This is a genomic window from Nocardia sp. NPDC004654 (assembly GCF_040609595.1).
Taxonomy (GTDB): domain Bacteria; phylum Actinomycetota; class Actinomycetes; order Mycobacteriales; family Mycobacteriaceae; genus Nocardia.
Genome location: NZ_JBEXKI010000001.1, coordinates 160,460 through 185,045, shown reverse-complemented (window position 1 = coordinate 185,045; position 24,586 = coordinate 160,460). Strand labels below are relative to the sequence as shown.

Annotated in this window: 22 protein-coding genes and 3 tRNA genes; 10 read left to right on the top strand and 15 right to left on the bottom strand. The window is 67.4% G+C overall.

Annotated features, from left to right (window positions below):
* Positions 1-165: 165 nt before the first annotated feature.
* The 4 genes from ABZV58_RS00875 to ABZV58_RS00860 all read right to left on the bottom strand — a co-directional run bounded on the left by ABZV58_RS00875 (position 166) and on the right by ABZV58_RS00860 (position 3,712).
* Positions 166-1,161 (bottom strand): glycosyltransferase family 2 protein, encoded by a 996-nt coding sequence (locus ABZV58_RS00875; RefSeq protein WP_354998114.1) that lies wholly within the window; start codon positions 1,159-1,161, stop codon positions 166-168.
* Positions 1,158-2,009 carry an ABC transporter ATP-binding protein gene (locus ABZV58_RS00870; protein ID WP_354998113.1) on the bottom strand — a complete coding sequence of 284 codons (852 nt, stop codon included), beginning with the start codon at positions 2,007-2,009 and terminating at the stop codon, positions 1,158-1,160. Before ABZV58_RS00870 ends, ABZV58_RS00875 begins: the two co-directional genes overlap by 4 nt.
* An 11-nt stretch (positions 2,010-2,020) precedes the next feature.
* Complete coding sequence (locus ABZV58_RS00865) at positions 2,021-2,857, bottom strand: ABC transporter permease (RefSeq protein WP_354998988.1); 837 nt, start codon at positions 2,855-2,857, stop codon at positions 2,021-2,023.
* A gap of 252 nt (positions 2,858-3,109) precedes the next feature.
* Positions 3,110-3,712 carry a bacterial proteasome activator family protein gene (locus tag ABZV58_RS00860; protein WP_354998112.1) on the bottom strand — a complete coding sequence of 201 codons (603 nt, stop codon included), beginning with the start codon at positions 3,710-3,712 and terminating at the stop codon, positions 3,110-3,112.
* A 392-nt stretch (positions 3,713-4,104) separates the two neighbouring features.
* Here ABZV58_RS00860 and ABZV58_RS00855 point away from each other — a divergent pair, with 392 nt between their 5' ends.
* On the top strand, positions 4,105-5,307 hold the full coding sequence (locus ABZV58_RS00855; protein WP_067789854.1) for a cysteine desulfurase-like protein: 1,203 nt from the start codon (positions 4,105-4,107) through the stop codon (positions 5,305-5,307).
* Between the two features lie 7 nt (positions 5,308-5,314).
* On the opposite strand, the gene ABZV58_RS00850 is transcribed toward ABZV58_RS00855, so the two are convergent.
* Entirely contained in the window at positions 5,315-6,319 is a 1,005-nt protein-coding gene (locus ABZV58_RS00850) for an NAD(P)H-quinone oxidoreductase (protein WP_354998111.1), read from the bottom strand.
* Positions 6,320-6,407: 88 nt separating this feature from the next.
* On the opposite strand from ABZV58_RS00850, the gene ABZV58_RS00845 reads away from it, so the two are divergent.
* The 3 genes from ABZV58_RS00845 (at position 6,408) to ABZV58_RS00835 (ending at position 8,226) form a co-directional block, all read left to right on the top strand.
* Positions 6,408-7,583, top strand: coding sequence for an alpha-hydroxy-acid oxidizing protein (locus ABZV58_RS00845; RefSeq protein WP_354998110.1), 1,176 nt, complete (start codon positions 6,408-6,410; stop codon positions 7,581-7,583).
* A gap of 123 nt (positions 7,584-7,706) precedes the next feature.
* On the top strand, positions 7,707-8,117 hold the full coding sequence (locus tag ABZV58_RS00840) for a MarR family transcriptional regulator (protein ID WP_354998987.1): 411 nt from the start codon (positions 7,707-7,709) through the stop codon (positions 8,115-8,117).
* Between the two features lie 24 nt (positions 8,118-8,141).
* Positions 8,142-8,226: transfer RNA gene (locus tag ABZV58_RS00835), tRNA-Ser, on the top strand.
* A gap of 643 nt (positions 8,227-8,869) precedes the next feature.
* On the opposite strand, the gene ABZV58_RS00830 is transcribed toward ABZV58_RS00835, so the two are convergent.
* From ABZV58_RS00830 to ABZV58_RS00805, 6 genes are all read right to left on the bottom strand, one after another.
* On the bottom strand, positions 8,870-9,124 hold the full coding sequence (locus ABZV58_RS00830) for a hypothetical protein (protein ID WP_354998109.1): 255 nt from the start codon (positions 9,122-9,124) through the stop codon (positions 8,870-8,872).
* Between the two features lie 434 nt (positions 9,125-9,558).
* Positions 9,559-10,101, bottom strand: coding sequence for a hypothetical protein (locus ABZV58_RS00825; RefSeq protein WP_354998108.1), 543 nt, complete (start codon positions 10,099-10,101; stop codon positions 9,559-9,561).
* A gap of 2 nt (positions 10,102-10,103) precedes the next feature.
* On the bottom strand, positions 10,104-10,820 hold the full coding sequence (locus tag ABZV58_RS00820) for a WXG100 family type VII secretion target (RefSeq protein ID WP_354998107.1): 717 nt from the start codon (positions 10,818-10,820) through the stop codon (positions 10,104-10,106).
* Positions 10,817-11,137 (bottom strand): type VII secretion target, encoded by a 321-nt coding sequence (locus ABZV58_RS00815; RefSeq protein WP_354998106.1) that lies wholly within the window; start codon positions 11,135-11,137, stop codon positions 10,817-10,819. Before ABZV58_RS00815 ends, ABZV58_RS00820 begins: the two co-directional genes overlap by 4 nt.
* Before the next feature lie 635 nt (positions 11,138-11,772).
* Positions 11,773-12,642 carry a phosphatase PAP2 family protein gene (locus ABZV58_RS00810; protein ID WP_354998105.1) on the bottom strand — a complete coding sequence of 290 codons (870 nt, stop codon included), beginning with the start codon at positions 12,640-12,642 and terminating at the stop codon, positions 11,773-11,775.
* A gap of 141 nt (positions 12,643-12,783) precedes the next feature.
* On the bottom strand, positions 12,784-13,860 hold the full coding sequence (locus ABZV58_RS00805; RefSeq protein ID WP_354998986.1) for a nitric oxide synthase oxygenase: 1,077 nt from the start codon (positions 13,858-13,860) through the stop codon (positions 12,784-12,786).
* A 478-nt stretch (positions 13,861-14,338) separates the two neighbouring features.
* Here ABZV58_RS00805 and ABZV58_RS00800 point away from each other — a divergent pair, with 478 nt between their 5' ends.
* Entirely contained in the window at positions 14,339-15,391 is a 1,053-nt protein-coding gene (locus ABZV58_RS00800; RefSeq protein ID WP_354998104.1) for an alpha/beta hydrolase family protein, read from the top strand.
* Between the two features lie 65 nt (positions 15,392-15,456).
* Here the strand turns inward: ABZV58_RS00800 and hisC are convergent, their stop codons facing one another.
* Positions 15,457-16,533, bottom strand: a complete 1,077-nt coding sequence (gene hisC / locus ABZV58_RS00795; protein ID WP_354998103.1) for a histidinol-phosphate transaminase — start codon at positions 16,531-16,533, stop codon at positions 15,457-15,459.
* Positions 16,534-16,701: 168 nt separating this feature from the next.
* Here hisC and ABZV58_RS00790 point away from each other — a divergent pair, with 168 nt between their 5' ends.
* The 5 genes from ABZV58_RS00790 to ABZV58_RS00770 all read left to right on the top strand — a co-directional run bounded on the left by ABZV58_RS00790 (position 16,702) and on the right by ABZV58_RS00770 (position 22,325).
* The gene (locus ABZV58_RS00790) at positions 16,702-17,418 is read left to right on the top strand and encodes a dienelactone hydrolase family protein (RefSeq protein WP_354998102.1); all 717 of its coding nucleotides are present in this window, start codon (positions 16,702-16,704) and stop codon (positions 17,416-17,418) included.
* A gap of 91 nt (positions 17,419-17,509) precedes the next feature.
* A tRNA-Ser gene (locus tag ABZV58_RS00785) sits at positions 17,510-17,599 on the top strand.
* 36 nt (positions 17,600-17,635) lie between these two features.
* Positions 17,636-17,708 (top strand) — tRNA-Arg (locus ABZV58_RS00780).
* A 421-nt stretch (positions 17,709-18,129) separates the two neighbouring features.
* A complete protein-coding gene (locus ABZV58_RS00775; RefSeq protein WP_354998101.1) occupies positions 18,130-19,536 on the top strand; it encodes a hypothetical protein in 1,407 nt (468 codons plus the stop codon).
* Between the two features lie 2 nt (positions 19,537-19,538).
* Positions 19,539-22,325, top strand: coding sequence for a CHAT domain-containing protein (locus tag ABZV58_RS00770; RefSeq protein ID WP_354998100.1), 2,787 nt, complete (start codon positions 19,539-19,541; stop codon positions 22,323-22,325).
* A gap of 6 nt (positions 22,326-22,331) precedes the next feature.
* Here the strand turns inward: ABZV58_RS00770 and ABZV58_RS00765 are convergent, their stop codons facing one another.
* The 3 genes from ABZV58_RS00765 to ABZV58_RS00755 all read right to left on the bottom strand — a co-directional run bounded on the left by ABZV58_RS00765 (position 22,332) and on the right by ABZV58_RS00755 (position 24,325).
* Entirely contained in the window at positions 22,332-23,060 is a 729-nt protein-coding gene (locus ABZV58_RS00765; RefSeq protein WP_354998099.1) for a maleylpyruvate isomerase family mycothiol-dependent enzyme, read from the bottom strand.
* A 60-nt stretch (positions 23,061-23,120) separates the two neighbouring features.
* Positions 23,121-23,540 (bottom strand): RidA family protein, encoded by a 420-nt coding sequence (locus ABZV58_RS00760; protein WP_354998098.1) that lies wholly within the window; start codon positions 23,538-23,540, stop codon positions 23,121-23,123.
* 74 nt (positions 23,541-23,614) lie between these two features.
* On the bottom strand, positions 23,615-24,325 hold the full coding sequence (locus tag ABZV58_RS00755) for a DUF998 domain-containing protein (protein WP_354998097.1): 711 nt from the start codon (positions 24,323-24,325) through the stop codon (positions 23,615-23,617).
* Positions 24,326-24,586 lie beyond the last annotated feature (261 nt).

The window sequence follows — 24,586 nt, the reverse complement described above, 5'->3', positions numbered from 1 at the left end:
CAGACACCCGACACCCCCGCAACCGATTTATCGCCCGCTACCCGGCTGCCCGCATCGAGCGCACACCTTCGCGCTCGGAGGGGCTGGATTGCCTACCCGACTCAGCGGGCGCACGCCGAAATCGGCGGTAATCGAATGGCGGCTCGGTCTGCGCCGGGGTCGGAATTACTTCTCCGGCTTCCCGAACTGCTCGTTTCGCCCGAGCGAGCGCAAGTGGAACCACTCCTTCAGCCCGGCGGGATCGCGGCGGGTGACGAGGAAGAACCAGGAGAATCGGATCCACTCCTGCGGCAACAGCTTTCGCATACCCGGCTGAGCCATCAGGTAGCCGCGGTTGCGGTAGGTGAAGTAGCGCTTCACCGGATCGTCGGGGTACTGGGTGTGCATCCGGCCGCCCAGGATCGGCTTGAACTCGGCGGCGCCGTTGGGATGCAGGTAGGCCGTCTGCAGGCAGGTGCCGAAGGGTAGGCCCGAGCGGACCAGCCTGCGGTGCACCTCGACCTCGTCACCGCGCACGAACAGGCGTAGGTCCGGCACGCCGATCAGGTCGACCGCCGCCGTGGCGATGAGCGCGCCGTTGAACAGCGACGCGATGCCCGGCAGGAAGTCCTCGTCGCCGAGCTCGGAACGCAGCCGCCGCCACACCACGCCGCGGCGCAGCGGGAAGGCCAGCCGGTCCGGGTCATCGATGTCGCAGACAACGGGGGAGACTTCTGCGAGGCCGTGCCGCTTCGCGCAGTCCAACAAGGTGGCGAGCACCTCGGCGCCTTCGGGCCTGCCGTCGTCGTCGGCCAGCCACACCCAGTCCGCGCCCTGGGACAGCGCGTGCAGGATGCCGAGCGCGAAACCGCCCGCGCCGCCGAGGTTGTGGGCCGAGCCGAGGTAGGTCGTCTCGACCGGCTGCTGCTGCACCAGTTCGGCGACCTCGGGTTCGTTGCCGTTGTCGATCACGATGAGGTGATCGACCGGTCGCGACTGCGAGGCGACGACCTTCAACGATTCGGCCAGCAGGTCACGGCGCTTGTGGGTGACCACGACGGCGATGATGCGGGCGTCGGGCCCGGTGTCGGTGGGCGTGTAGACCACCTCCGGCGCGGGCGAGTCGACCGGGGCGTCGGCCCCAGCGCTGATCGGGGCGTTCTGCCCGGTCGGCTCGTTCATGCGTTGTTCCGCTCCAGTTCTCGTGCGCTGTCCTCGGTCTTTTCGGTCGCCGCCCGCTCCGCTGCCATTTCCTTCAGCACGGTCGCGACATGGTTTCCGGCGTCCGGACCCTCGTAGGCGCGCACCACCTCTTCGATGCCGCCGCGCAAACGGATCTGTCCGTGATCGATCCACAGCGCGGAATCGCAGAGTTGAGCGAGGAATTCGTTGGAATGGCTGGCGAACACCAGGATGCCAGAACGCGCGACGAGTTCCTGTAACCGCAGCCGCGCTTTTTTCATGAATTCCGCGTCGACCGCGCCGATGCCCTCGTCGAGCAGCAGAATCTCCGGGTCGATGGAGGTCACCACGCCCATCGCCAACCGCACCCGCATACCGGTCGAATAGGTGCGCAAGGGCATCTGCAGATATTCGCCGAGCTCGGTGAACTCCGCGATCTCGTCGATCTTGGAAAGCATCTGCTTGCGGGTCTGGCCGAGGAAGAGCCCGCGAATGATGATGTTCTCGTAACCGGAGATCTCCGGGTCCATGCCGACGCCGAGATCGAACACCGGCGCCACCCGCCCGCGAATGCGCGCGCTACCCCGCGACGGTTCGTAGATGCCCGAAAGCAGCCGCAGCAACGTGGATTTCCCGGCGCCGTTGTGGCCGACCAGGCCGACCCGGTCGCCCTCTTTCAGCGACAGCGTGATGTCGCGCAGCGCTTCGACCACCACCACGTCGGACTGGTTGCGCCCGATGGCGCCGCCCGCCTTGCCGAGGAACGCCTTCTTCAGTGACCGCGATTTGGCGTCGAAGATCGGGAATTCGACCCACGCCTGACGGGTTTCGATACTCACACGGCTCATCGCAGCGGCTCCTATACCCAGTACGGTACGCGCGAACGGTACTGCTTCATGGCGAAGGCGGCGACGATCCAGCCCACCACGGTGATCGCGCCGACGATCACCCAGTGCCGAAGCTCCTGCGGCTCGCCGAGCAGCGGAGCGCGCACGATCTCCAGGTAGTGGAAGGTCGGGATGATCTCCACCAGCCGGGCCCGATCGCTCGCGCCGCCGATCTGCTCTTCCAAGGTCTTGGTCGTCCACATCACCGGCGTCAGCACGAACAGCATCAGCGTGGTGCTGCTGAGAATCGGCGCGATATCGCGGTATCGGGTGCTGAAGATGCCGAACACGATCGACACCCACATCGAATTCAGGAAGATCAAGCCGATCGCGGGTATCGCGAGCAGGCTCGACCAGCGCAGGTTCTCCCATATACCGAACGCGGCGAGCAGCACCACATAGATGACCATGTTGTGCGCGAAGAACAGCAAGTGCCGCCACACCAACCGGTAGATGTGCACGCTGAGCGCGGACGGAAGCTGTTTGATCAAGCCCTCGTTGGCGATGAACACCTCCGAGCCCTCGAGAATGCTCGCCTGGATCACATTCCAGACGATCAACCCGACGGTCACGTACGGCAGGTATTCGCGCAGCGGCTGATCGAGCAGCGTCGCGTACAGGATGCCCATCGCCGCGGCCTGCACGCCGGTCGCGATGGTGATCCAGAACGGGCCGAGCACCGAGCGCCGGTAGCGCTGCTTGATGTCCTGCCAGCCGAGCGAGAGCCATAGTTCGCGCTGGCTGAAGCCGTCGCGCATGTCCTTGATCGCGCGCCGGAAGGTCTGCGAGTCGGAGGGCAGCGGCGGCATCGCCTCGGCTCCGCTCGGTTGCGCCGGCGCGGTGCTCTCGGCACTCACCGGACCCTCTTCGGTGGTCTCGGAACTGTCAGAACGCAAGCTGTCATCTGAACGCACTGGGCTCTCTTCAGGACGCGCCGAACTCTCGTCGGAGTCGGGGCGAGCGGCAGCGGCGGGCACGGTGCTCGACCCTACCCCTGCATCCTCGCACCGGGTCCGCTGGTACACGCGGGACGCGCGAAACTCCTCACCCGCGAAGCGGGGTTACAGATACTGGCCCGAACCGCCCATCGACTGGTCGCCGCGCCCGCCGCGCGGGTCGACGGTGTGGATGCCGGGCGGCAGCGCGCCCTGACGCATCTGCTCGAGCTGCGCGCGGGCCGCCATCTGCTGGGCGAACAGCGCGGTCTGGATGCCGTGGAACAGGCCCTCCAGCCAGCCGACCAGCTGGGCTTGGGCGATCCGTAGTTCGGCGTCGGACGGCACCGCGTCGTCGGTGAAGGGCAAGGTCAGCCGCTCGAGCTCGTCGCGAAGTTCCGGCGCGAGACCCTGCTCGAGCTCGCGCACCGAGGACTTGTGGATCTCCCTGAGCCGGGTGCGGCTCGCGTCGTCGAGCGGAGCCGCGCGCACCTCCTCGAGCAGCTGCTTGATCATGGTGCCGATACGCATGACCTTGGCGGGCTGTTCCACCATGTCGGCGAGCGATTCGCCCGAGTCGTCGCGGTCGTCCGAGCCGTCGGTCTTCTTGTCGCTGTCGGTGACCACCTGTCCGGTCAGCGGGGTGCCCGCGTCGGCCGGAATGACCAGCGGCTGCCCGTCGGGTCCGACCACGACGATGGAATCGGGTGACTCATCCGAGTGCGTCATGTTCCCTATCATGTCGCGTACTCGCCGAAGGCGCTAAACGGGGCAGCCGCCGAAGGCGCTGAACGGGGCAGCCGCCGAAGGCGCTGAACGGGGCAGTCGCCGAAGGCGCTGAACGGGCCAGTCGCCGGACGCGCTGAACGGGCCGGTCCCGGTGCAGGCGGGTCGGTGCCGCGGCAGGGCGGCGCCGACTATTCTGTGCGGGTCGTGTGGTTCGGATTTTGCTGAAAGTCGGTTGCCATGCTGATTCGAATGCCCAGCTCCGCGGCGCCCTCGAAGCCGCGGCCGGGTGCCGATGGCCGGTCCGGGCGGGGTCCCTCGCCGTCGCGTTCGCGAGCGGCCGGGGAGGGGAAGGCGGTTACGCAGCCTCGCCCGCTGCCCTTAGAGTGGCCAACATGACTTACGACGTCGCGAGGGTTCGGGGCCTGATACCGTCCCTGGGCGACGGCTGGATCCACCTCGATCCGCAGGCGGGCATGCTTGTCCCTGACTCGGTATCTCGTGCCGTGTCAACGGGTTTCCGCACGTCGTCGTTCTCCCATATCGGCCGCAACGGCGCCGCGGTGCGCAGCGCGGCCATCCTCGACGCCGCCCGCGAGGCCGTCGCCGACCTGGTCGGCGGCGATCCGGCGGGCGTCGTGCTCGGCCCGGATCGGGCGGTGCTGCTCGCCTGGCTCGCGGAGTCGCTCAGCTCCCGGCTCGGCCTCGGCACCGGGATCGTGCTGTCCCGCCTGGACGACGAGGCCAATGTCGCGCCCTGGCTGCGGATCGCCAATCGATACGGCGCGCACGTGCGCTGGGCCGAGGTCGAGATCGAGACCTGCGAGATGCCGTCCTGGCAGTTCGAGGAGCTGATCGGGCCGACGGCACGACTGGTGGCGCTCACCGCGGCCTCGCCCATCGTCGGCTCCGCGCCCGCCGTGCGGGTGGCGGCCGACCGCGTGCACGAGGTGGGCGGTCTGCTCGTCGCCGACGCGTTCGGCGCGGCGCCGTACGCGCTCATCGATATCGACGAACTCAACGCCGACGTGGTCGCGCTGAGCGCGCCCGCGTGGGGCGGGCCGCAGATCGGCGCGCTGGTGTTCCGCGATCCCGCGTTCCTGGACCGGATTCCGTCGATGTCGTTGAATCCGTACGCGAAAGGCGCCGAACGGCTCGAGGTCGGCGGGCACCAGTACGCGCTGCTGGCGGGTCTCACCACGTCGATCGACTTCTTGGCCGGTCTCGACGAGCGGGCCACGGGCACCCGCCGCGAGCGGCTGGAAATCTCCATCACCTCGCTGCAGGACTACCACGACCAGCTGTTCGAGCACCTGATGGACGTGCTGGACAAGATCCCGAACCTGACCGTGATCGGCCGCGCCTCCACCCGCATCCCGACCGTCAGCTTCACCATGGCCGGGATGCAGGCGGAGAAGATCGCCGCCAAACTGGCCGACGCCCGCATCGGCACGCTCAGCGGCGTGCACGGCGGAAGCAGGCTGCTCGACGCGCTCGGCGTCAACGACGAGGGCGGGGCTGTGACCGTCGGACTCGCGCCCTACACAACCAAATTCGAGATCGATCAGCTCGGCCGCGCGCTCGCCGCGCTGGAGTGAGGCGGGTTCAGCTCGCGTCCACCCGCAGGACGACCTTGCCGAACGTGTCGGCGGCGTCCAGCATCCGATGCGCCTCGGCGGCCTCCGCGATCGGCAGTTCGGCGTGGATCACCGGCACGATGGTGCCGTCGGCGATCAGCGGCCAGACGTGCCCGCGCACCTCGGCGATGATCTCGGCCTTGCTTCCCGCGCCGGTGGCCGGGCGGTTGCGCACGTTGGTCGCGTGCACCGAACCCCATTTCGACAGCAGCGCGCCCAGGTTCAGCTCGCCCTTCACCCCGCCCTGCATGCCGATCACCACCAGGTGGCCGTGCTCGGCCAGCGCCTCGACATTGCGGGACAGGTAGGCCGCGCCCATGTTGTCGAGGATGATGTCGGCGCCCGGCCCGTTCGCGCCGGACCGCTCGGCGCGGACCGCGGCGACGAAATCGTCCTCGCGATAGTTGATCAGCACGTTCGCGCCGAGTTCGGCGCAGCGCGCGAGCTTCTCGGCCGAGCCCGCGGTGACCGCCACCCGCGCGTCCTTGTGCACCGCCAGCTGGATGGCGTGCGTGCCGATGCCACTGCCGCCGCCGTGGATCAGCACCAGCTGACCCGCGCGCAGACCGGCCGTCATCACCAGGTTCGACCACACCGTCGCCGCCACTTCGGGAAGCGCCGCCGCCGCGGCGAGGTCCAAACCGTCCGGCACCGGAAGGACCTGTCCCGCCGGGACGACCACGCGCTCGGCATAGCCGCCGCCGGACAGCAGCGCGCACACCCGGTCGCCGACCCGCCAGTCCCGCACACCCTCGCCGACCTCGGCGACGATGCCCGAGCACTCCAAACCGATGATCTCGCTGGCGCCCGCGGGCGGGTTGTAGCGGCCTTGGCGCTGGAGCAGATCCGCGCGGTTCACCCCCGCGGCCACCACGTCGATCAGCACCTCGCCGTGACCGGGCACAGGGTCTGGGGCCTTGCCCCAGGTGAGTACTTCCGGTCCGCCGAATTCGGTCAACTCGATCGCGCGCATCAACCCATAGTGCCCGCCGACCGCTCGACGAACCACCGATCGGCCGAGGACCCTGCGGGAACGGACACAACGGACTAGCGTTCCCCGCGTGAGCAGCTTCATCGACTTCCAGAACGAGATCTACCTGGGCGGATTGGGCGGCATCGTGCCCGAATTGCCCATGACGGCCGCGGGTTTGGAAAGACGCGCGAAGGAAGTCCTCGGACCTGCCGAATACGCCTACGTCGCGGGCAGCGCGTCGGCGGAACGCACCGCGGCGGCCAACCGCGCCGCCTTCGACAGGTACCGGATCATTCCCCGCATGCTGCGCGGCACCACCGGTCCCGGCGCGCGCGATCTCTCCGTGGACGTGCTCGGCACCCGGCTGGCCGCGCCCGTGCTGACCGCGCCGATCGGCGTTCTCGAACTGATGCACGAGGGCGGCGAGGTGATCGTCGCCGAGGTCACGAAGGAACTCGGGATCGGGTCGGTGCTGTCCACCGCGGCCTCGTCCACCATCGAGGAGGTCGGCGCGGCGGCGGGCGAATGGTGGTATCAGCTCTACTGGCCGAACGATCCCGAGCTGGCGCGGTCCTTCGTGCAGCGGGCCGAGCGCGCCGGGGCGAAGGCCATCGTGGTCACCGTCGACACCCCGACCCTCGGCTGGCGGCCGCAGGATCTGGAGCTCGCGCACCTACCGTTCCTGCACGGCAAGGGCATCGCCAACTATCTGTCCGACCCGGTGTTCCGCGCGAAGCTGCCGACGCCGCCCGAGGAGAGCGAGGACGCCATGCGAATCGCGATCCTCACCTGGGTCGGGTTGTTCGGCAACCACAATCTGCGCGCCGCCGACCTCGCCCACCTGCGCGAATGGACCGATCTGCCGATCGCCGTGAAGGGCATCCTGCATCCCGACGACGCTCGCCTCGTGGTGGACGCTGGCGCCGACGCGGTGGTGGTGAGCAACCACGGCGGCCGACAGGTCGACGGCTCGATCGCGGCGCTCGACGCGCTGCCCGCGGTCGTCGCGTCCGTCGGTGACCGCGCCGACGTGCTGTTCGACTCCGGCGTGCGCAGCGGCTCCGACGTGCTGATCGCGCTCGCGCTCGGCGCCAAGGCGGTGCTGTACGGGCGGCCGTACGCGTATGGTCTCGGCATCGCGGGCCGCGACGGCGCCCGGCACGCGCTGCGGCTGCTGCTCGCCGACCTGGACTCGGCGCTCGGGTTGTCCGGATGCGCGAACGTCGCCGACCTGAATCGCGGCACGATCGCCGCCGTCCGGTGAACAGAACCGGGGTTTGCCCAGTTCAGGGCCGCTTAGAATAAGGCGGTGGAACCCGAACCAAGCGGTCGCACGGCCGAGCCCCGCTGGCTGAGCCCGACGGAGCAGCAAGCATGGCGCTCCTACATGGACGGCCATCAGCGGCTGATGACGGCGCTGAACAAGCAGTTGCAGCGCGACAGCGATCTCAGTCTCGCCGAATACCGAATCCTGGTGCTGCTCTCCGAAGCGCCGGGCCGCGCGCTGCGCATGAGCGAACTCGCCGACGGTGTGCTCTCCTCCCGCAGCAGGCTCACCCACCAGATCCGGCGCATGGAAGCGCAGCACATGGTGCGCCGCAACACCTGCGAAGAGGACGGCCGCGGCGTTGTCGCCGAGCTCACCGACGAGGGCATGCGCCGCCTCGAAGCGGCCGCCCCCGGCCACGTCGAAGCTGTCCGCACCGACTTCATCGACCTGCTCGTCCCCGAACACCTCGCCGTCGTCGGCGAGGTGTTCGCCCGCATCGACAAGATAATCGGCGAGCGAGCCGATTGAGCCGTCCGTTAGGATCGTGGGCCTGGAGACGTGGCAGAGCGGCCGAATGCACTCGCCTTGAAAGCGAGCGTCGCGAGAGCGACCGGGGGTTCAAATCCCTCCGTCTCCGCTCCGCTCATGGGTGGCCCATGCCCACGGAAAGCGTGGGCCTGGTTCGCTTCGCAATGTTTTGTGGGGGTGCAACCCCCACGCCCCGCCCGGCGGGCTTCGCCCCCGGACCCCCAGCTTGTGGTTGAGCTGAGCATGATTCGGATACTTGGCTCGGGGATGCGGAGACTCGAGTCATCGAGCTGTCCGCTCAGGGCGAGCAAAGATCCGAATGGTTGAGCCGTCCGCTCAGGTGCAGCAGAGATCCAAATCGTTGGCCCGTTCGGTCAGGTGAAGCAGAGATCCAAATTGTTCGGCCTTTCGCTCATTTGGGGCACAGGTCGAATAGTTCACTCGTCCGCCGCATGGCACCGCTGCTGGGCGTCTCCTCGTCCGGCTACTACGCATACGTGAAGCATGCTGCGGCAACGGTTTTGACGCCACGACAGCAGGCAGCGCCGATCTCGAGATGAAGATCACTGAGGTGCACGCCGACTCCGCAGGCGCCTACGGCTCGCCGCGGATCACTGCCGAACTGCGTGAGCGGGCGAGGTTTGGCGTTGCCGCGGATCCGTCCGACTACGGGTCCAGCCGTGGATCTCACCTCGGCGTCGATACCAGCCACAGCAGTTCCACTCGGCACCAGAGCGAATGCCCATCTCCGCTCAACCCAAGGGTGGCTTGTAGCGCGGGTCCTCATCGATGGCTGCTCGGAAGCGGGGATGAGCCTGCGCGAAGACGAAGCGTACATCGTAGATGGGGCGGAATACGACCGGTTCGACTCCCTTCTTGGTGATCCAAACCGCCGCTAACAGCCCGAGCGGGATCGAACCAGGTAGCAGCGCAGCCGAAACCGGGACGATCAGTGGCTCGAACTTCGTCGCCGCCACGATCACGAATGCCGCCAGATTTGCGGCCATCGCTGCATACAGGAACCGTGCGATACGGCGAGCCAGTCGACCGGCGCGTTCACACCGGTCGCAGACTGGCCATTCCCCAACGACGACGGACGAGACTGTTCTCTGACGCAACTCCGGCTGTAGCACACTTGCGACCGAGAATTCGGGCACAACTGAGGGAGATCGGCGACGGGAATAGGAGTCGAAGAAATACACACGAACCGGACGGCGCGAAACCTCCGGACGTCCATGTCTGCTACATATCGGTGGCAGCGGCTGGTCGATCTCGAGTTCGAGCGGTTGGGGCGCCATGGCTCTCAGTCGATCCAACCACACAGGCCCGGTATTCGCGGCAAGTCCGGATGACCGGCGCAACCGAACCACCACATCGCTCGCGTTCGTCTCTGGCCGCTGATAGGTCATTGGAGGGCCGAGGCTTCGTTCATTACTCTCCGTCACTGTAACCAGCCCCTCTGGTTACGTTCCTGGAAGTACGCGTCGTCTTCGTCCAGATCGTCGTCCGGCCAAACAATTCTGTCGCGGTTGGGCTTCCGTGTTCCTGGCAGTGTTCGAGAATCTCGCGCACGGTCAGGGTAACCAACGCCTACTGAGTTTGGATCCGCATTTGGAGGCGGGCTTTGATGTTGCGATTTATGGCTAGCATCCTGTCCGGGCTGATGCTGGCCGGCCGGAACCTCATTCCGATACCGATCCAGTATTGCATTGCCCTGTTCTGCGAGGCGCTGCATCTGTTCCGGGCTCAGTGACTTCAGTTCCGCAATAGCGGGGGGAACAACGGTCTCGCCGAGGCGAATAAACCCCTCGTTGCGTATAAGGTCTCGAATGCTGCCTTGACCACTCAAAATCTCCCGCAACAGACTTTTGAGATTGTTGTCGTGAGTGCGATCGGCAATGGCAGTAAGGGCCTTCGCAATATGGCGCGACATTCCGATATCCCCGCCAACGGTGTCAAGCATCGGCTCGTTATCTGGTTTCATGATTACACCGCACTGTGATTGTAGGACTTTCCGAGGCTGGGAAGCTGCGTGTACTTGTCCTCACCCTGCGCTGCAGCAAGTCCGGTGACGATCAGGCCCAAAACCCCTTCGGCGATGACGAGGCTTTCGCCGATGATTTTCATCGCTGCCGCGACTTTGGCGATCATCGACGCCGAAATAGCGGCACTTACCGCCGACGCTGCCACTCCGACTCCGGTGCCGTAAGCGGCGATTGTCGCGATCAAAACGATCGCGAGGTCGACAATCATCTGAACGATGTTGTTCATCGCTTGAATCATCAGGTAGGACGCTTCGGCAAAGACATTGATCTCGTCTGCGATCTTATTCAGCGCCGTCGCCTGATTTTTCAGGGCTGTGCACAGCTCGTCGAAGTATTCGACCGCACTGGTAGCTGCTTTCCCTTGCCATGAAGTGCTGAAGTATTCGGCGGAGGACTTCACTGTCGCGGCATATGCATCATTGTACTCGGCCAAGTTTCTGAACGCATGAGCGGACTTGCGGAGCCCCTTCCAGTCGCCACCGAAGTTGCTGGTTATCGATTCAACCGCGTTCCATCCTGTGGTCGAGTCGATTATCTGATTCAAAACGCCGGTGATGCTGAGCAAATCGCCGCCGAGAATGAATTGGGCGACACTTGAACCTGGAAACCAATCCACGTCGTCTGGTGCGGTCAGTTTTTCGATCGGAGACTCGGTCATTCGCCTTCTGCCTTGACGTATAGCGCGTCCTGATTGGCTGCGTTCTTTGCGTCGGTTGTTCGATACATTTGAGCAGCCTTCCGCAGCTCCTGCTCCGACAAATTAGTTAAAACGCCGAGGCGCTCATAGTTGTACGCAATATTGGAGCAATTTTCGTCGAGCGTCTGAATAATATCTTTCAGAATAGCGCCAGCATTGCCTTCCAGATCCAGCCATTCCTTGGCATAAGAAACGGCTTTGGTGTTTTCTTCGGCAATCTTCAGCAATGCTGCTGCTGCCTTGTCCAGGTCATCTGGAACAACCTTGAAATCGGTCATTATTTCCTCTCTTCATAGAGTTGTCACAAGGCCGCTGCGTCTCGGAAGCACCAAACGCCACATCATTCGACAACCGCATCCTCACCCCCAAGCCGAGCAATCGCGGCGAATGCGGCGACCTTGGTCTGCCGGTGCGTGCCGTCAGCGGTTGCATGTCGGGGTTTCATACGAGGTTGGACGAAGGACCGGCCGCTTCGGTTCCATCTCGGCGAGAATTCTCCTAGCACACTGCACCGTTGCGCCAGCCGTGTCGCTCTCCGCAGTGGCGCAATAACCTTCGTCCCGAACATGCTGGCGAAAGCGGCCAGCGCCACGTCGCCGTCACACGCCCGTCGCCGAGCATGTCTCCAGCACCGGTGAGGCACACCTGCCGGTCGCCCAGATGCCGTCTATTCGACACTCCGAGTCCTCCCCCTCTGTGCAGCAAGTCGAGCTTAAGCTGTGGCCGTTCAGGATTCGACTCTTGTGGACCGCCGGCAACACCTGAGCATCAAAGCCCACCGGACCACGCCCATGCCGCGCAGGTTAAGACTCGAGCTACTGCGGCGCGCAGGGTGATCGGTGTGGTAGCCGACCGAAGGCCACCTCCATCCCGCCAAGCCGACTGGACGTGACCTTCATCGCGGTGGGCCGGTTTACGGCGCCCTACGGTCGGATTGCGCGCCTTGGTGGACGGGGGTGCCAGCCGCGACTCGGAGGGTGTCGCGGGGTTGGGCCGATGGTGCCCAGGTCGATGCGGCGGGCAGGATTATGCGGTGCGCCACCGCGATTCCGGCTAGCAGCAGCACCGCGATGATGGCGTCGAGCCAGTAGTGGTTGCCGGTGCCGATCACGATGACGGTGGTGAGGGCGGGGTGGGCGAGGGCGAGCCAGCGCCAGCGGGTGCGGGTCGCGGCGATCATGGCGACGGCGAGCAGCAGGGCCCAGCCGACGTGGAGGGAGGGCATGGCGGCGAATTGGTTCGACATGCCGTCGGAATGTGATGGGCCGTAGACGGATTGACCGTGCAGGGCGGCGAGGTCGACGAATCCGCGTTCCGGCAGCATGCGTGGTGGGGCGAGTGGCAGCAGGACGTGCAGCAGCAGGCCCGTGCCGGTCAGCCCGACCATGAGGTTGCGCGTCAACCGGTAGTGCCGGGGGCGGAAGATCCACAGCCACACGATCACACCGACGGCGACGGTGAAGTGCGCTGTCGCGTAATAGAAGTTGGCCGAGACGGCCAGCGGATCCCAACGTAGAAACGGCGCCTGCACGGTGGTCTCCGCCATCATCCCGAGCCGGTCTTCGACAGCGAGGAGATCGTGCGCGTTGCCGAAGGCGCGCGCGGTGTCGTCCGCCGTGATCAGCCGCCCGAACCGATAACCGAGATAGAGCACGGTGATCAGCGCCAGCTGCCGGATCGCCTCGCCGCCGCGGCCGTGCACCGCCGCCCGCCACCGTTCGAGCGTTCCGGCGACCGAAGCCCCGAGTTCCAGCCGCGGACCGGGAAAACCGACAGCCACCATCGCCCGTGGCCTCCTTCGCCATTGAACAAAACGCCCGAAACGTTTAACCGGAGGTACATACTCCGTTTACCGTAACAGCGTCTGCGCGTTGGCAAACCGGTCTGTGACCCGAGGAACAGCTCGGGTCGGACCGGCGAGGCCTCAGGTGGTTTCGCGGCGGACGAAGTTGGGGCGCAAGTTGTCGTCGGGCGGGTCGAAGTAGCGGTGGAAGGTCGGGGTGAGGCCGGCCGAGATCGGCGGGTTGATCCAGCTCCAATCGGTGGGGCAGGCGCGGCCCGCCGCCTGCTCCTTCGCCACGTGGTCGCAGAACTGTTTCGCGACGGTGTGGTGGTCGACGATGTGCACGCCTGACTTGCGATAACTGTGCAGCACAGCGCGATTCAGTTCGACGAGGGCCTGGTCGCGCCAGAGGGTGCGCGGATGCGAGGTGTCCAGGCCCATCATGTCGGCGATCAGCGGGAGCATGTTGTAGCGGTTGGTGTCGCTGAGATTGCGCGCGCCGATCTCGGCGCCGACGTACCAGCCGTTGAACGGCGCGAACGGGTAGGTCACGCCGCCGATCTCCAGATTCATGTTGGAAACAGCGGGCACCGCATGCCATTTCAAGCCGAGCCCGGCGAACCAGTCGAAGTCGGGATGCTCGATGTGCACCTCGCGCGCCAGCTCCCTCGGCACGTCGAACCACCTGATCGGTTCGTCGGGCGTGCTGATCAGCACCGGCAGGATGTCGAACGGCGTGCCCGCGCCGCGCCAGCCGAGCTTCCTGGCGAACTCGGTGATCGCGACATTGGCGGCGTCGCCGGTGACCGTCCCGTCGCCGTTGCGGTAGCCCGCGTAGCGCAGCAACTGCGGACTGACGATGCGGTACTCGCGCCCGTCACCCTGGCGCGGCGGACCGACGGTGATCATGGACTGCACCGCGCCGCCGTTGGTCGCCATGTGCAGGTGCTGCCAGCACACCTCGGCCAGGTCGCGCGCCGAGCGCACCCGCCGCGCGTCGAGCAGTTTCAGTGAGCGCCAATGCTTTCGGCCGACACAGCGGGCGTGATTACGCCAAGCCAGCTTGGCCCCGATCAAAATCTCCTCGGCGGTCTGTAGGTAAGTGCCGGTCTGGCGCAGCTGTTCCAGCGCGGTGCGGCGGCGCTGCGCACAGAGGTGGGCGAGTTCGGGTTGTCGGTAGAAGTCGTCGCACTCGCGCAGGCGACGGGCCAGCGCCATATCCAAAGGCACGGTGTCGGCGGTGTTTTCGAGCGGCGGAACGGGCAACACGTGGTTCACGATCTTTTCTCCGGTCGGGCATCAGGTACTGCGGCGAAACAGACGGACACAACGATCGAGCAGAGAATTCGCGCGCGGGGGCGCGTCGGACACACCCGTCTGGTCGGTGGCGCGCGGTCCGGCGTTAGCAAGACTCGCCGAATTAGCCTCTGCGTAGCCGGAAAACCGATCGGACGGTGTGGACGCGGGCGCGCGGAAGGCCGACCTCTGCCGGGGTCACGGCTGTGTGCGGTCATCGCGGTCCCCATCGACGCCTGAAGAATCGCCCGAGTGGGAGCGTAAGGCCGGTGTGCTGGCGGTGTGCCCGAATTCGAAACAATCGTGAACGCCCGGATCGTGAAAGTGGCGCTCGTCACAAATCTTTCGAATGTGGGCAGGGACTCGAGATGGCGGCCCGCGTTCTGGCACCATGGCAAGCATGCTGTCTCGGCGTTGGGCGCGGCGACGGCTCGCAGTCGTCGCCATGAGCGCCGCATTGCTCATCGGTGCTTTCGGCGCAGGCGCGCCTCTCTCGATGGCCGCGCCCGACAAGCCGAGCACCGGCTCCTCCGACGGACCCGCTCCGGCCGAGCCCACCACGGCGGCGCCCGCCACGCCCGCGATCGAGCGCATCGAACCGATCACCGACCGCCGGGTGCGCGTATTCGTGAAGTCGCCCGCGATGAGCCGCACCGTGCAGGTGCAGGTGCTGCTGCCGCGTGACCAGAGCCGCAGCAGGCCAACCGTCTACATGCTGGACGGGCGCAGCGCCGAACCCGACACCAACAATTGGATCGAGCTCGGCAAGGCCGACCGGTTCTTCGAAGACAAAGACGTGAACGTGGTGCTCACCGTCGGCGGCCCGGCCAGCTTCTACACCGACTGGCAGCGGCCCGACCCGGTGCTCGGCACCAACCAGTGGGAGACCTTCCTGACCAGGGAACTCCCGCCGCTCATCGACGCGGAGTTCGACGGCAACGGGCGCAACGCGATCATGGGCGTCTCGATGGGCGCCGAGGCCGCGATGATGCTCTCCTTCCGCAGGCCGGAGCTCTACCGCGCCGTGGCCGCGCACAGCGGCTGCTTCTCCACGGGCACCGATATGGGCCAGGCCCAGGCGCGTGCCGTGGTGGCCACCTATCAGGGCGAGCCGGACAACATGTTCGGCGACGAGAACGACCCGGACTGGCTCGCCCACGACGTGCTGCTGCACGCGGAAGCGTTGCGCGGCAAGGCGATCTACCTGTCCGTCGGCAGCGGTCTACCGGGCAAGTACGACGCGCCGGGCAACCCGGATCTGGTCAGCACCATCGCCTTCGGCGGACCGCTGGAGGCGGCGACCAACGCGTGCACCCGCAGGCTGGTCGACCGGTTCACCTCGCTCCGGATTCCGGTAACCGCGAATTTCCGTGCCACCGGGACGCATTCGTGGCCGTATTGGGGCGACGAGCTCGCCACGTCATGGTCGACGATCTACCCCGCGATCCGCTGACGCCGCGCGGGGGTTCGTCGGTCTGACGCGCCGCAGTTCGCGGAATCGGTCCGGGCCCGCCGCTGTCAGAGAAAGCGGGCCAGGACGCCGGGATCGGTGGCGAAGGCGAGGAACTGGTCGTTCTCGTGCGAGTCGCCGACGGTGACCCGCACGCCGTCGGCGCCGTACGGCCGCACCAGCACGCCCGCTTCCGCGCTCGCCTCGCCGAACTCCGCGCTGCGCGCGCCCAGCGGCAGCCAGACGAAGTTCGTCTCGCTCGGCGGCACCGAGTAGCCCGCCGCGAGCAGCGCCGCCCGCATCCGGTCGCGCTCCAGGACCACCGCGTCGGTGCGGTCCAGCAGCTCGAGGCGCGCCTCCAGCGAGGCGATCGCGGCGGCTTGCGCCACCCGGTTCACGCTGAACGGGATGTGCACCTTCATCAGCGCCGCGATCACCTCCGGATCGCCGACCGCGTAGCCGACCCGCAGGCCCGCCAGACCGTACGCCTTCGAGAAGGTGCGCAGCACAACCACATTCGGCCGGGTGCGGCCCAGCTCGACGCCGTCCGGGCGGTCCTGCGGTGTGAGGCGCAGGTACTCGTAGTACGCCTCGTCCAGCACGACGAGCACGTGCGAGGGGACCGCGTCCAGGAAGCGGATCAGCGCCTCGCGGCCGTGCGCGGTGCCGGTCGGGTTGTTCGGGTTGCAGACGAAGATCAGCCGGGTGCGCTCGGTCACCGCGGCCGCCATCGCGTCCAGGTCGTGCGTGAGCTCCGGCGTCAGCGGCACCTGCACGGCCGTCGCGTTGCCCACCTGGGTGACGATCGGATACGCCTCGAACGAGCGCCAGGCGAACAGCACCTCGTCGGTCGGTGCGGCGCAGGTGATCTGAACCAGCTCCTGGCACAGCGCGACGCTGCCGCAGCCCACCGCCACGTGCGCGGGCGTGACCCCGAGGAACTCGGCGAGCGCGGCGCGCAGGTCGGCCGCCTGATTGTCCGGGTACCGGTGCGCGAGCTCCGCGGCCTCGGCGATCGCCTTCGCCGCCGCGGGGAGCGGCGGCAGCGTGGTCTCGTTGCTGGCCAGCTTGACCGCGCCCGGGTGGCTGCGGCCGGGGGTGTAGGCCGGGATGGCGGAGAGGTCGGGACGGATGCGCGGTGTCACCCCTCCACCCTAATCGGCGACAGCAGGGAGTCCGGTCCCCACCTGAGGTCCGCCCACGAGCCGATTCCCCAGGCCGGAATCGCCCCTTCCGTACCGGAAAAGTTGCGGGTAATGGCTGCTCACGTGCAAATTCTCGCGAAGAACAGCGGCTCGCCCTACGCTGGTTTCATGTCGGGCATTTATGACGATATCGCCCCGCTACGCGGTGGCGACGACCTCGAGCAGCGCCCCACCGAAGGCAGCCGGGTGCCCATCACCGTGATCGAACCGGAGGGCAACTCGCGCGGCGGAATCGTGGTGCTGCACGAATCCCGGGAGTTCAGCGGCGCACTGCTGGAGTTCATGCGGGCGCTGGCGACCGAGGGTTGGACGGTCGTCGCGCCCAATCTGTTCCACCGGGCCAACGGCGAGGAGCCCCCGCACGAGGTTTTCGGCGACGAGCTCTTCGAAGATTTCGACGCCTGCTTCGACTGGCTGACCAGGCGCGGCGTCTTCCCCGACTGCATCGGCGTGCTCGGCTTCGACCACGCGGGCACCGCCGCCTTCCTCGTCGCCACCAACCGCCCGATCGGCGCCGCGGTCAGCATCGCCGCCGCGGGCATCACCGAACCGCTCACCGACGAGGCCGATGCCCTCTTGCGCGTCGCCCCCAACCTCCAGGCCCCCTGGCTCGGTCTGTTCGGCTCCGACGACCCGGCCACCCCGCCCGCCGACGTCGACCGGCTGCGCGACGCCGCCGCCCGCGCCTCCGTAGCCAGCCTGGTGGTCTCCTACCCCGGTCTGCACCACCGCGCCGACAACCCCGGCGCCGATGACGACGACAACGCCACCGCCATCGCTTCCCAAACCAGGATCTTCGACTGGTTCGACAGCAACTTACGCTGATAACCAGGCGTTTTGTTATCTGGTCGTTGGGTCATGTAACCTTCATGCTCGGCGGTTCGAAAGGACCGGTGCCCTCGAAGAGAAGGCTCCAGGAGGCGTGCCAGAGCGGCCGAATGGGACTCACTGCTAATGAGTTGTCCCTTCACGGGGACCGGAGGTTCAAATCCTCTCGCCTCCGCCACACCCGGTTCGCCGGGTGACAACTGAACAACGCTATGCGCCCGTAGCTCAACGGATAGAGCATCTGACTACGGATCAGAAGGTTAGGGGTTCGAATCCCTTCGGGCGCACTCTTCAGAAGGCCTCTCCTTTGTACAAGGAGAGGCCTTCTCGCATTTCCGGCTAGGCCGATCGACGATGATGTCACGCCAGGCGGGAGGCTTGGGGGCGGGATTGCGCGGTCAGCGGGCCGTGATGGTCGCGCGCCGGTACCGGTCTCCGTCGCGGCCGACCGGTGGGTATGCGTAGTGGATATCCGAGAACGCGGGTAGCGGAGTACGCGTGCCCGAGGGGTGGGGGTGCGGGAGTCTTGGGGAGGCGGGCCGGGCGTGGGGATCGGGTCCGGGGCCGGTATCCACCGGGTGACGCCCTGGCGCCCGCGCACACCGTCTGACCACGGCTTTCGAGTAGTCGAGTACTCGTGATCGCGCCCGCGAAACGCGCGACCATGAAGATCGAACTCTTCCGCAGACGATCGGACGGAGGCCAGTCATGCGGGACGTGGTCGTGTTGATCCCCGGAATCGGCGGTTCCGTGCTGGCCCGCGACGGCAAGGAGCTGTGGGCTCCCACGCCGGGCGCGGTCCTGCGCGGCGTGTTGTCCCTCGGGCGCAGTATCAAGAAGCTGCGGCTGGACGGCGACGATCCCGCCGCCGCCGACGTGGACGGCGTCGTCGCGACGCGGGTCGTGCCGGATCTGCACATCGTGCCCGGTCTGGATTGGAAGATCGACGGCTACACCCGGTTCCGCAACCAGCTGGTCGAGCGGTTCGGGGCGGTCGAGGGCGAGAACTACTTCGAGTTCCCCTACGACTGGCGGCGCGACAACCGGGCGGCCGCGGCGAAACTCGCCAGGTCGGCGCACGACTGGCTGCGGAACTGGCGGGAGAAGTCCGGTGCCGCCGACGCGAAACTGGTCCTGATCGGGCACTCGATGGGCGGCATCGTCTCTCGGCTCTATCTGGAGCAGCTCGACGGATGGAAGGACACCCGCAGGTTGATCACCTTCGGCACGCCCTATTCCGGGTCGATCAACGCCCTCGACTTCCTCGCGAACGGGTTCCGCAAGAGCTGGGGACCGTTCGACGTCGACCTCTCCGACCTGCTGCGCTCGTTCACCTCGGCGTATCAGCTGTTGCCGTCGTACCGCTGCGTGGCAGGGCCGGACGGCAAGTGGCTGAATCTCGACGACGCCAGCCTGGATTGGAGTGGCACCGGCGTGGACGCCGCCCGGCTGCGGGATGCCGTCGAGCTGCACCGCGGCTTGCGCAAGCAGGTCGACGACCGGATCGCCGAAACCGGACCCGGTTACGAGATCCGGCCGGTCATCGGCGACTTCCAGCCGACGCGGTGGGCCGCGCGACTCACCGACGGCCGGATCGAGGTGCTGTGGGCGCGCAAGGCCGCGGGCGAGGACGGCGGCGACGGCACGGTCCCGAAGGTGTCCGCGATCCCGCACGAGCTGATGGACGGCTGGCGCAATGCCTCGTTCGTGAGCCAGAAGCACGGGTCGTTGCAGAACGACGATCCGGTACTCGACCATGTGGGCGGCGTGCTGCGTACCGCCGAATTCGGTGGCGTCGACGTCTTCCCCGCCGTCAAGGACCCGGTCGCGCTAGAGGTGGAGGACGTCACCACCGACGAGCCGATGGTCGTTCGCGCGAAAACGGTCGACCCCGCGGCGGCCTTGGTCGCGACGGTGGAGGATCTCGGCCGTGGCCTGTCCAGCACGTATCCGCTGACCGAGGCGTCCGACGGTTGGCGACAGGTCACCCTGGCCAGCCTGCCCCCCGGTGACTACCGGGTGACCGTGTCCGCCGACACCGTCCATCCGGTGACCGATCTGGTGAGCGTGGTAGACCTCGACGAGGTCGCCCGCAGTGCGGAAGGGCCGGGATAGCGATGCCGTCGGACCCCGCGCAGGCCTTCCACCGATTCGACATCAGTGTGCTGGATGCCGGTGGGCGCGTGTGGGTCTCGGCGTCCTCGCCCCAGGGCGCGGTGTATGCCGTGCCGCGCCCGCCGCCCACCTGGACCCTGCCGGACGGTTTCGAAGCGCCGTCCGAGTGGCTCAACGCGGTCGTGCGCAATGCCTGTTCCGGCGTCGAATCGACCGCCGTCGACATCGGGCGCGTCCTGACGCGACTGATCTTCGAAGTACCCGAGATCGACAATCTGTTCGCGCGAACCCGAGGCGCCGCCAGGCACGCCGGGGCGCAGGTGCTCGTCCGCGTCCAATCGGCGCCGCAGCACGTCAACGCCTGGCCGTGGGAGCTGCTGCTCGATCCGGAGGACGGCATCGCCGGAGGGGTCGACTTCCTCGGCTGCGCTCGGGATACGCACATCCTGCGGCTCGGGCGCTTTCGCACCTACCCGGTTCAGCAAGCGCCGGACCCGATCGAGGCGCCGTTGAACGTCCTGATCGTCATGTCGAGCCCGATGCCGAAGGTCGGTGAGCAGAACCGGGAGGCGCTGTTCGACCTGTACGCGGCGAAGCGCGCCTTGCTCGACGGGCTGCAACCGCTCGTGCGGCAGGGCAGGCTCAACATCGTCGTCGAGGACCGTCCGTCGACCGAGCGAATCCGGCAGACCATTCGCCGCCAAGCCGACGGGTTCCAGATATTCCACTACCTCGGGCATGCCGCGCCGAACGGCTTCAAACTCGAAGACGCCAGCGGCCGTGGCCGTTTCGTGCACAACGCGGAACTCTGCAAAATTCTCTCCGAACTACCCGACCTGCGGCTGGCGGTCTTCGCGGGATGCGAGACCGCGCGGGCCCCCGCCGCTGCCGCGGACGACGATTGGCGTGGTCAGATGTCCACCGCCGATTACTTCGTGCGCGACGTCTGCCCGATGGTCATCGGCATGCAGACGGTGCTGCCGTTCGGCACCGAGAAGATCTTCACCAGCTCTTTCTACGAATCGCTCGCCGCCGGGCACACGGTGGCTACGGCGCTGCGCCTGGCCAGACAGGCGATCGCGACCGACGAGTTCTCCGGTGGGGCACTGCTGAACTGGGTGGTGCCGACGCTGCACGTCGGCGCCAACGAGCCGGGCGCGCTGATCGACAAGCGCACCCGCGGCAGGCCGATCGTGTTGCGGCCGCGCGTCTACCGCCCGTTCGGCATCGCGCAGGGCGACCCGAGGTTCATCTCGCGCCTGACCGAGCTGCGCCAAGCCATCGACGTGCTGGGCGGAAAGACGCCCGCCCGGCTACTGCACGTCAAAGGTGTTGCGGGCAGCGGTAAATCGGCGTTCGTGGACCGCGTGCTCGATGATCTCGACGACGAGGTGGTCCGGGTGTTCGTCGCCGCTCGCTGGCTGCTCGACGAGTCCAAGTGCAGGCGCCGGGATCACAACCCGGTCGGGATACTGCACGACGCCGTGGCGGCCGCGATGACGGACAGCGGCATGAAACTGCCACGCGGCAGCCTGGCGAAGGACCCGATCGATCTGTGGGGAAACCTGCTCGGCAAGCTCGAGCACACACGCTTCGTGCTCGCCGTCGACGAGGCGGAACTGCTCGCGGGCGACGAGCGCGGCGCCGCCGCGTTGCGCGCGCTGAGTGAACTGCTGGACCGCCGCCTGCCCGCCAGGGTCGCGATCACCTCGACCAACGGCGTCGCCGGGCTGACCGACCGCCCCGACATGCCGTCGCGGACCAGGGAAATACGGCTGGACCTGCTGGCCTGGCCCGAGGTGTGGCAGTGGATCCGCAGCAATCAGCCGATCCTCGTCCGCTTCGGACCCGCCGTCCTCTCGCGCCTGTACGCCGATCTGTCGCGCCTCGAACAGTGGGACCAGCTCGCCGACCGAGTGCGGGCACTCGCCACACCTCCGTCGGCGGAAGCGCTCGCGGCCCTCGCACGCGAGAACGTCGAGGAGGTAACCGCACCGGTGGACGCGCAGGACCTGTTCACCGCGGCGACGGACCCGGGCAGGACGAAGCGCCCGCTGCGGCTCGCGCTGGCCGGGGCGGCGTCGGACACCGCCGGTGAGCTCGCGCGCACGATCACCCAGTTCGCCGGAGAACGCGGCGTCGCCGGGCGGGCGGTGCTGTTCGGAACCGGCGACAGCGCGGCCGTATTCGCCGAAGTGGTTCCCCTCGACGGCGTGACGGATCGAGATCGGTTCGCCCAGCAGGCGTGCGCGGACATCGTCGTGGTGGACGACGTCTCGGACGCGGCGATGCTGCACGGCCGGGACCACCTCGTCGTCGGTACCGCGGCCTCGGGGGTCGAGCACGCCGCGGGTGCTGCTCGGCGGCGCCTGTTGATCGCGGGTTCCGTCGACCATGCCGGGCCGGTCGATGTCATCGTCGACCCGGTGCAGCCCGGCACGTCGGCGGAGATCGAAGCGGCCATCGCGGCGCTGATCGTCTGGGCGACCGCCCGCACGCTCGACGCCGTCCACGTCCGAACCCTGTTGCTGGAGACCGCCGAGAAGACGCGGCTCGCGGACGGGCGTGTCGTGCGACGGCTGAATGTGGCCACGGCGCTGGACACGCTGCGCAAACGCGACATCGTCGAAACGATCGGATCGGACAAGCTCGACCTGCCGCAGGTACTCGCCAGGACGGGCGCCCGATCGGATCAGGCCATCTCCTTGGTCGACAAGCTGGTCGAGAACGGCACGCTGGTCAAGACCGTCAACGATGGCGTCGAGTGGTTCACTCGGCCGGATCGGTGACGCCGCTCAGCGCCAGGCGGGGAGCTCCGGCAGCGGGCCGGACAGATCCCGGCCGGGGGAGCGGCCGGTGAGCCAGGCGAGCAGGGAGGCGGCCGGGCCGAGGACGGTGTGGGTAGGGGCGCCGGGGGTGAGGGAGGTGGTGAAGTCGAGGTCGGTGGCTTGGATGTCGAAAGGTGGGATGTCGGGGGTGAGGAGGTTGGCGATGTCGCCTGCGACGCGGGGTAGGGCGCGGGTGACGAAGGAGGCGGGCCAGTCGGCGGGACTGTAGGGGGCGGCGAGGTCTACGTGGTGGATTTCGACTTCGAGCAGCCGCATCCACGGGATTTCGGCCGCGGGGATGGCGCGGCCCTGGCGGGTGCGGACGGTGGCGGTCCAGGCTTCCGGCGGCGCTGTCGTGGCGAGGGCCGACCAGCGGTCGGCGGCGGCTTCGATGTCGCGAAGTTGTTCGGCGATCGGCCGCGGCGCGCCCGCGTCGATGTCGAACTCGCGCAGGAACGGGCTCGCGTATTGCGGTGTCTCGATGCCGGTGCGGGCCCAGATCAGGAGGTTGAGCAGGCTGTCGGCGTTGCGCGCGAGGTGGGCGAGCACGTGCCCGCGAGTCCACCCCGGCAGCAGCGAGGGGTCGATGACGTCGCCGTCGCCCAGACCGCGTGCGGTGTCGAGCAACCGGGCGGTCGCGTCGGCGACCTGGTCGAGCAGTTCGTGCGGCGTGGGATCCTGCGCGTCGCTGGTCACGCTCTCGACCTTAGTGGGCGCGGCCGGGCGAGGTCCGTCGAACCGCGCACGGCCGCAGGACTACTCGGCGACGAGCCGATCGAGGCGCTGATCGGTGACGACCGCGTCGGCTTCGATCTCGACCAGCAGGGCAGGCGTGATCAGGGCCTGCACTTGGTACATCGACGCGGCGGGCCGGATCGATCCGAACACTTCGGCGTGCGCGGCGGCGACCTCCGGCCACCGCGCGATGTCGGTGACGAAGATCCGCGTGCGGACGACGTCGGCCAGTCGCGCCCCGGCCTGGTCGAGCGCAACGGCGATGCGGCGCAAGGTTTCCCTGGTCTGCTCGAGGATGTCGTCGCCTCCGACGGCGGTCCCGCCCGGTCCCGCCGCGGTGGTCCCGCTGACCGCGACGAAGTCGCCGATGCGCACCGCCCGCGAGTAGCCGACAACGTCTTCGAACTCGGATTCCGAGGAGATGTTCACGCGCTCTGCCATGACGACAGCATGCTTCAGGACCAACCGGCGTTGCCACCATTGATTTCGAACAGCCCCCCAGCCACGCGAACCCGTCAAGGTCCGCCGACCGGTTCGGCCCACTCCCTGCCCTCGACGACCACCGCGACGGCCAGCGTGAGCAACCACAGCGACATCGACCCCACCTGGATCCGCTGGGCGATGCCGAGCGCGTAGTCGCCGGACAGGTTGTCGGCCACCAGCATCCACACCGTCGCCGCGGACCCGGCGACCAGCGCGACAACTCCGAACTCGCGCAGGATCCGCCAGCGGTGATAGCGGAAGGCCGCCAGGCTGAACGCGAAGACCGAGACCGCGATCGAGGTGACCGCGAGCGTGCTGGTCAGCGCGTGCGGCTGGTGCAGCTGCGGGAACAGCCCGTCCCGCTCGCCGCAACCCGGCTCGCCCGGGGTGCAGTCGCGCAGCGGGAGCAGCACGTCGGCGATGGTCGCCGCGCCGAAGCAGGCCAGCGCCACCCAGCCCACGGTGGTCAGCCTGCGCCGAGGGAAGATCAGCAGCGCGGCGAGCGCTGCGGGGATGAGCAGCGCGCCGACGATCTTGTCCGCCGTACCGAACACCTCGCGGTAGGGCTTGCCTTCGGCGTCGAGTTCGCTGAGGAAGGAGTTCACCGGGTCGGCGTCGATGGGCAGCACGAACTCCAGCACCCAGGACGAGTAGCAGAGCCCGGCGATCGCGATCGCGGCGGCGATCACCCAGGACGCGATCTGCGCGCGTCGTTCGGCGATTCTGCTCCCGTCGTCGGTCACCCTGCCCATTGTCGGCGAACCGTTCGGTGCGGAGTCCGAGGCGAAAGATGCGTGTTTCCCGCGGTTCGCACGACTTCGACACGCGGTGCACAGGCTACTGTCAGGTTGTCCGGCAAGTCTGGAGTGGAAGCGAGGAGGTTTCCATGATCGGATACGCGACAGCCGCAGCGGGTTTGGCGATGATGGCGACGATGGTGCTGTCGGGTTATCTCGCCGCCAACGCGCCGCGCACACTGGTGCGCGTGCGCCACCGGTAACCCC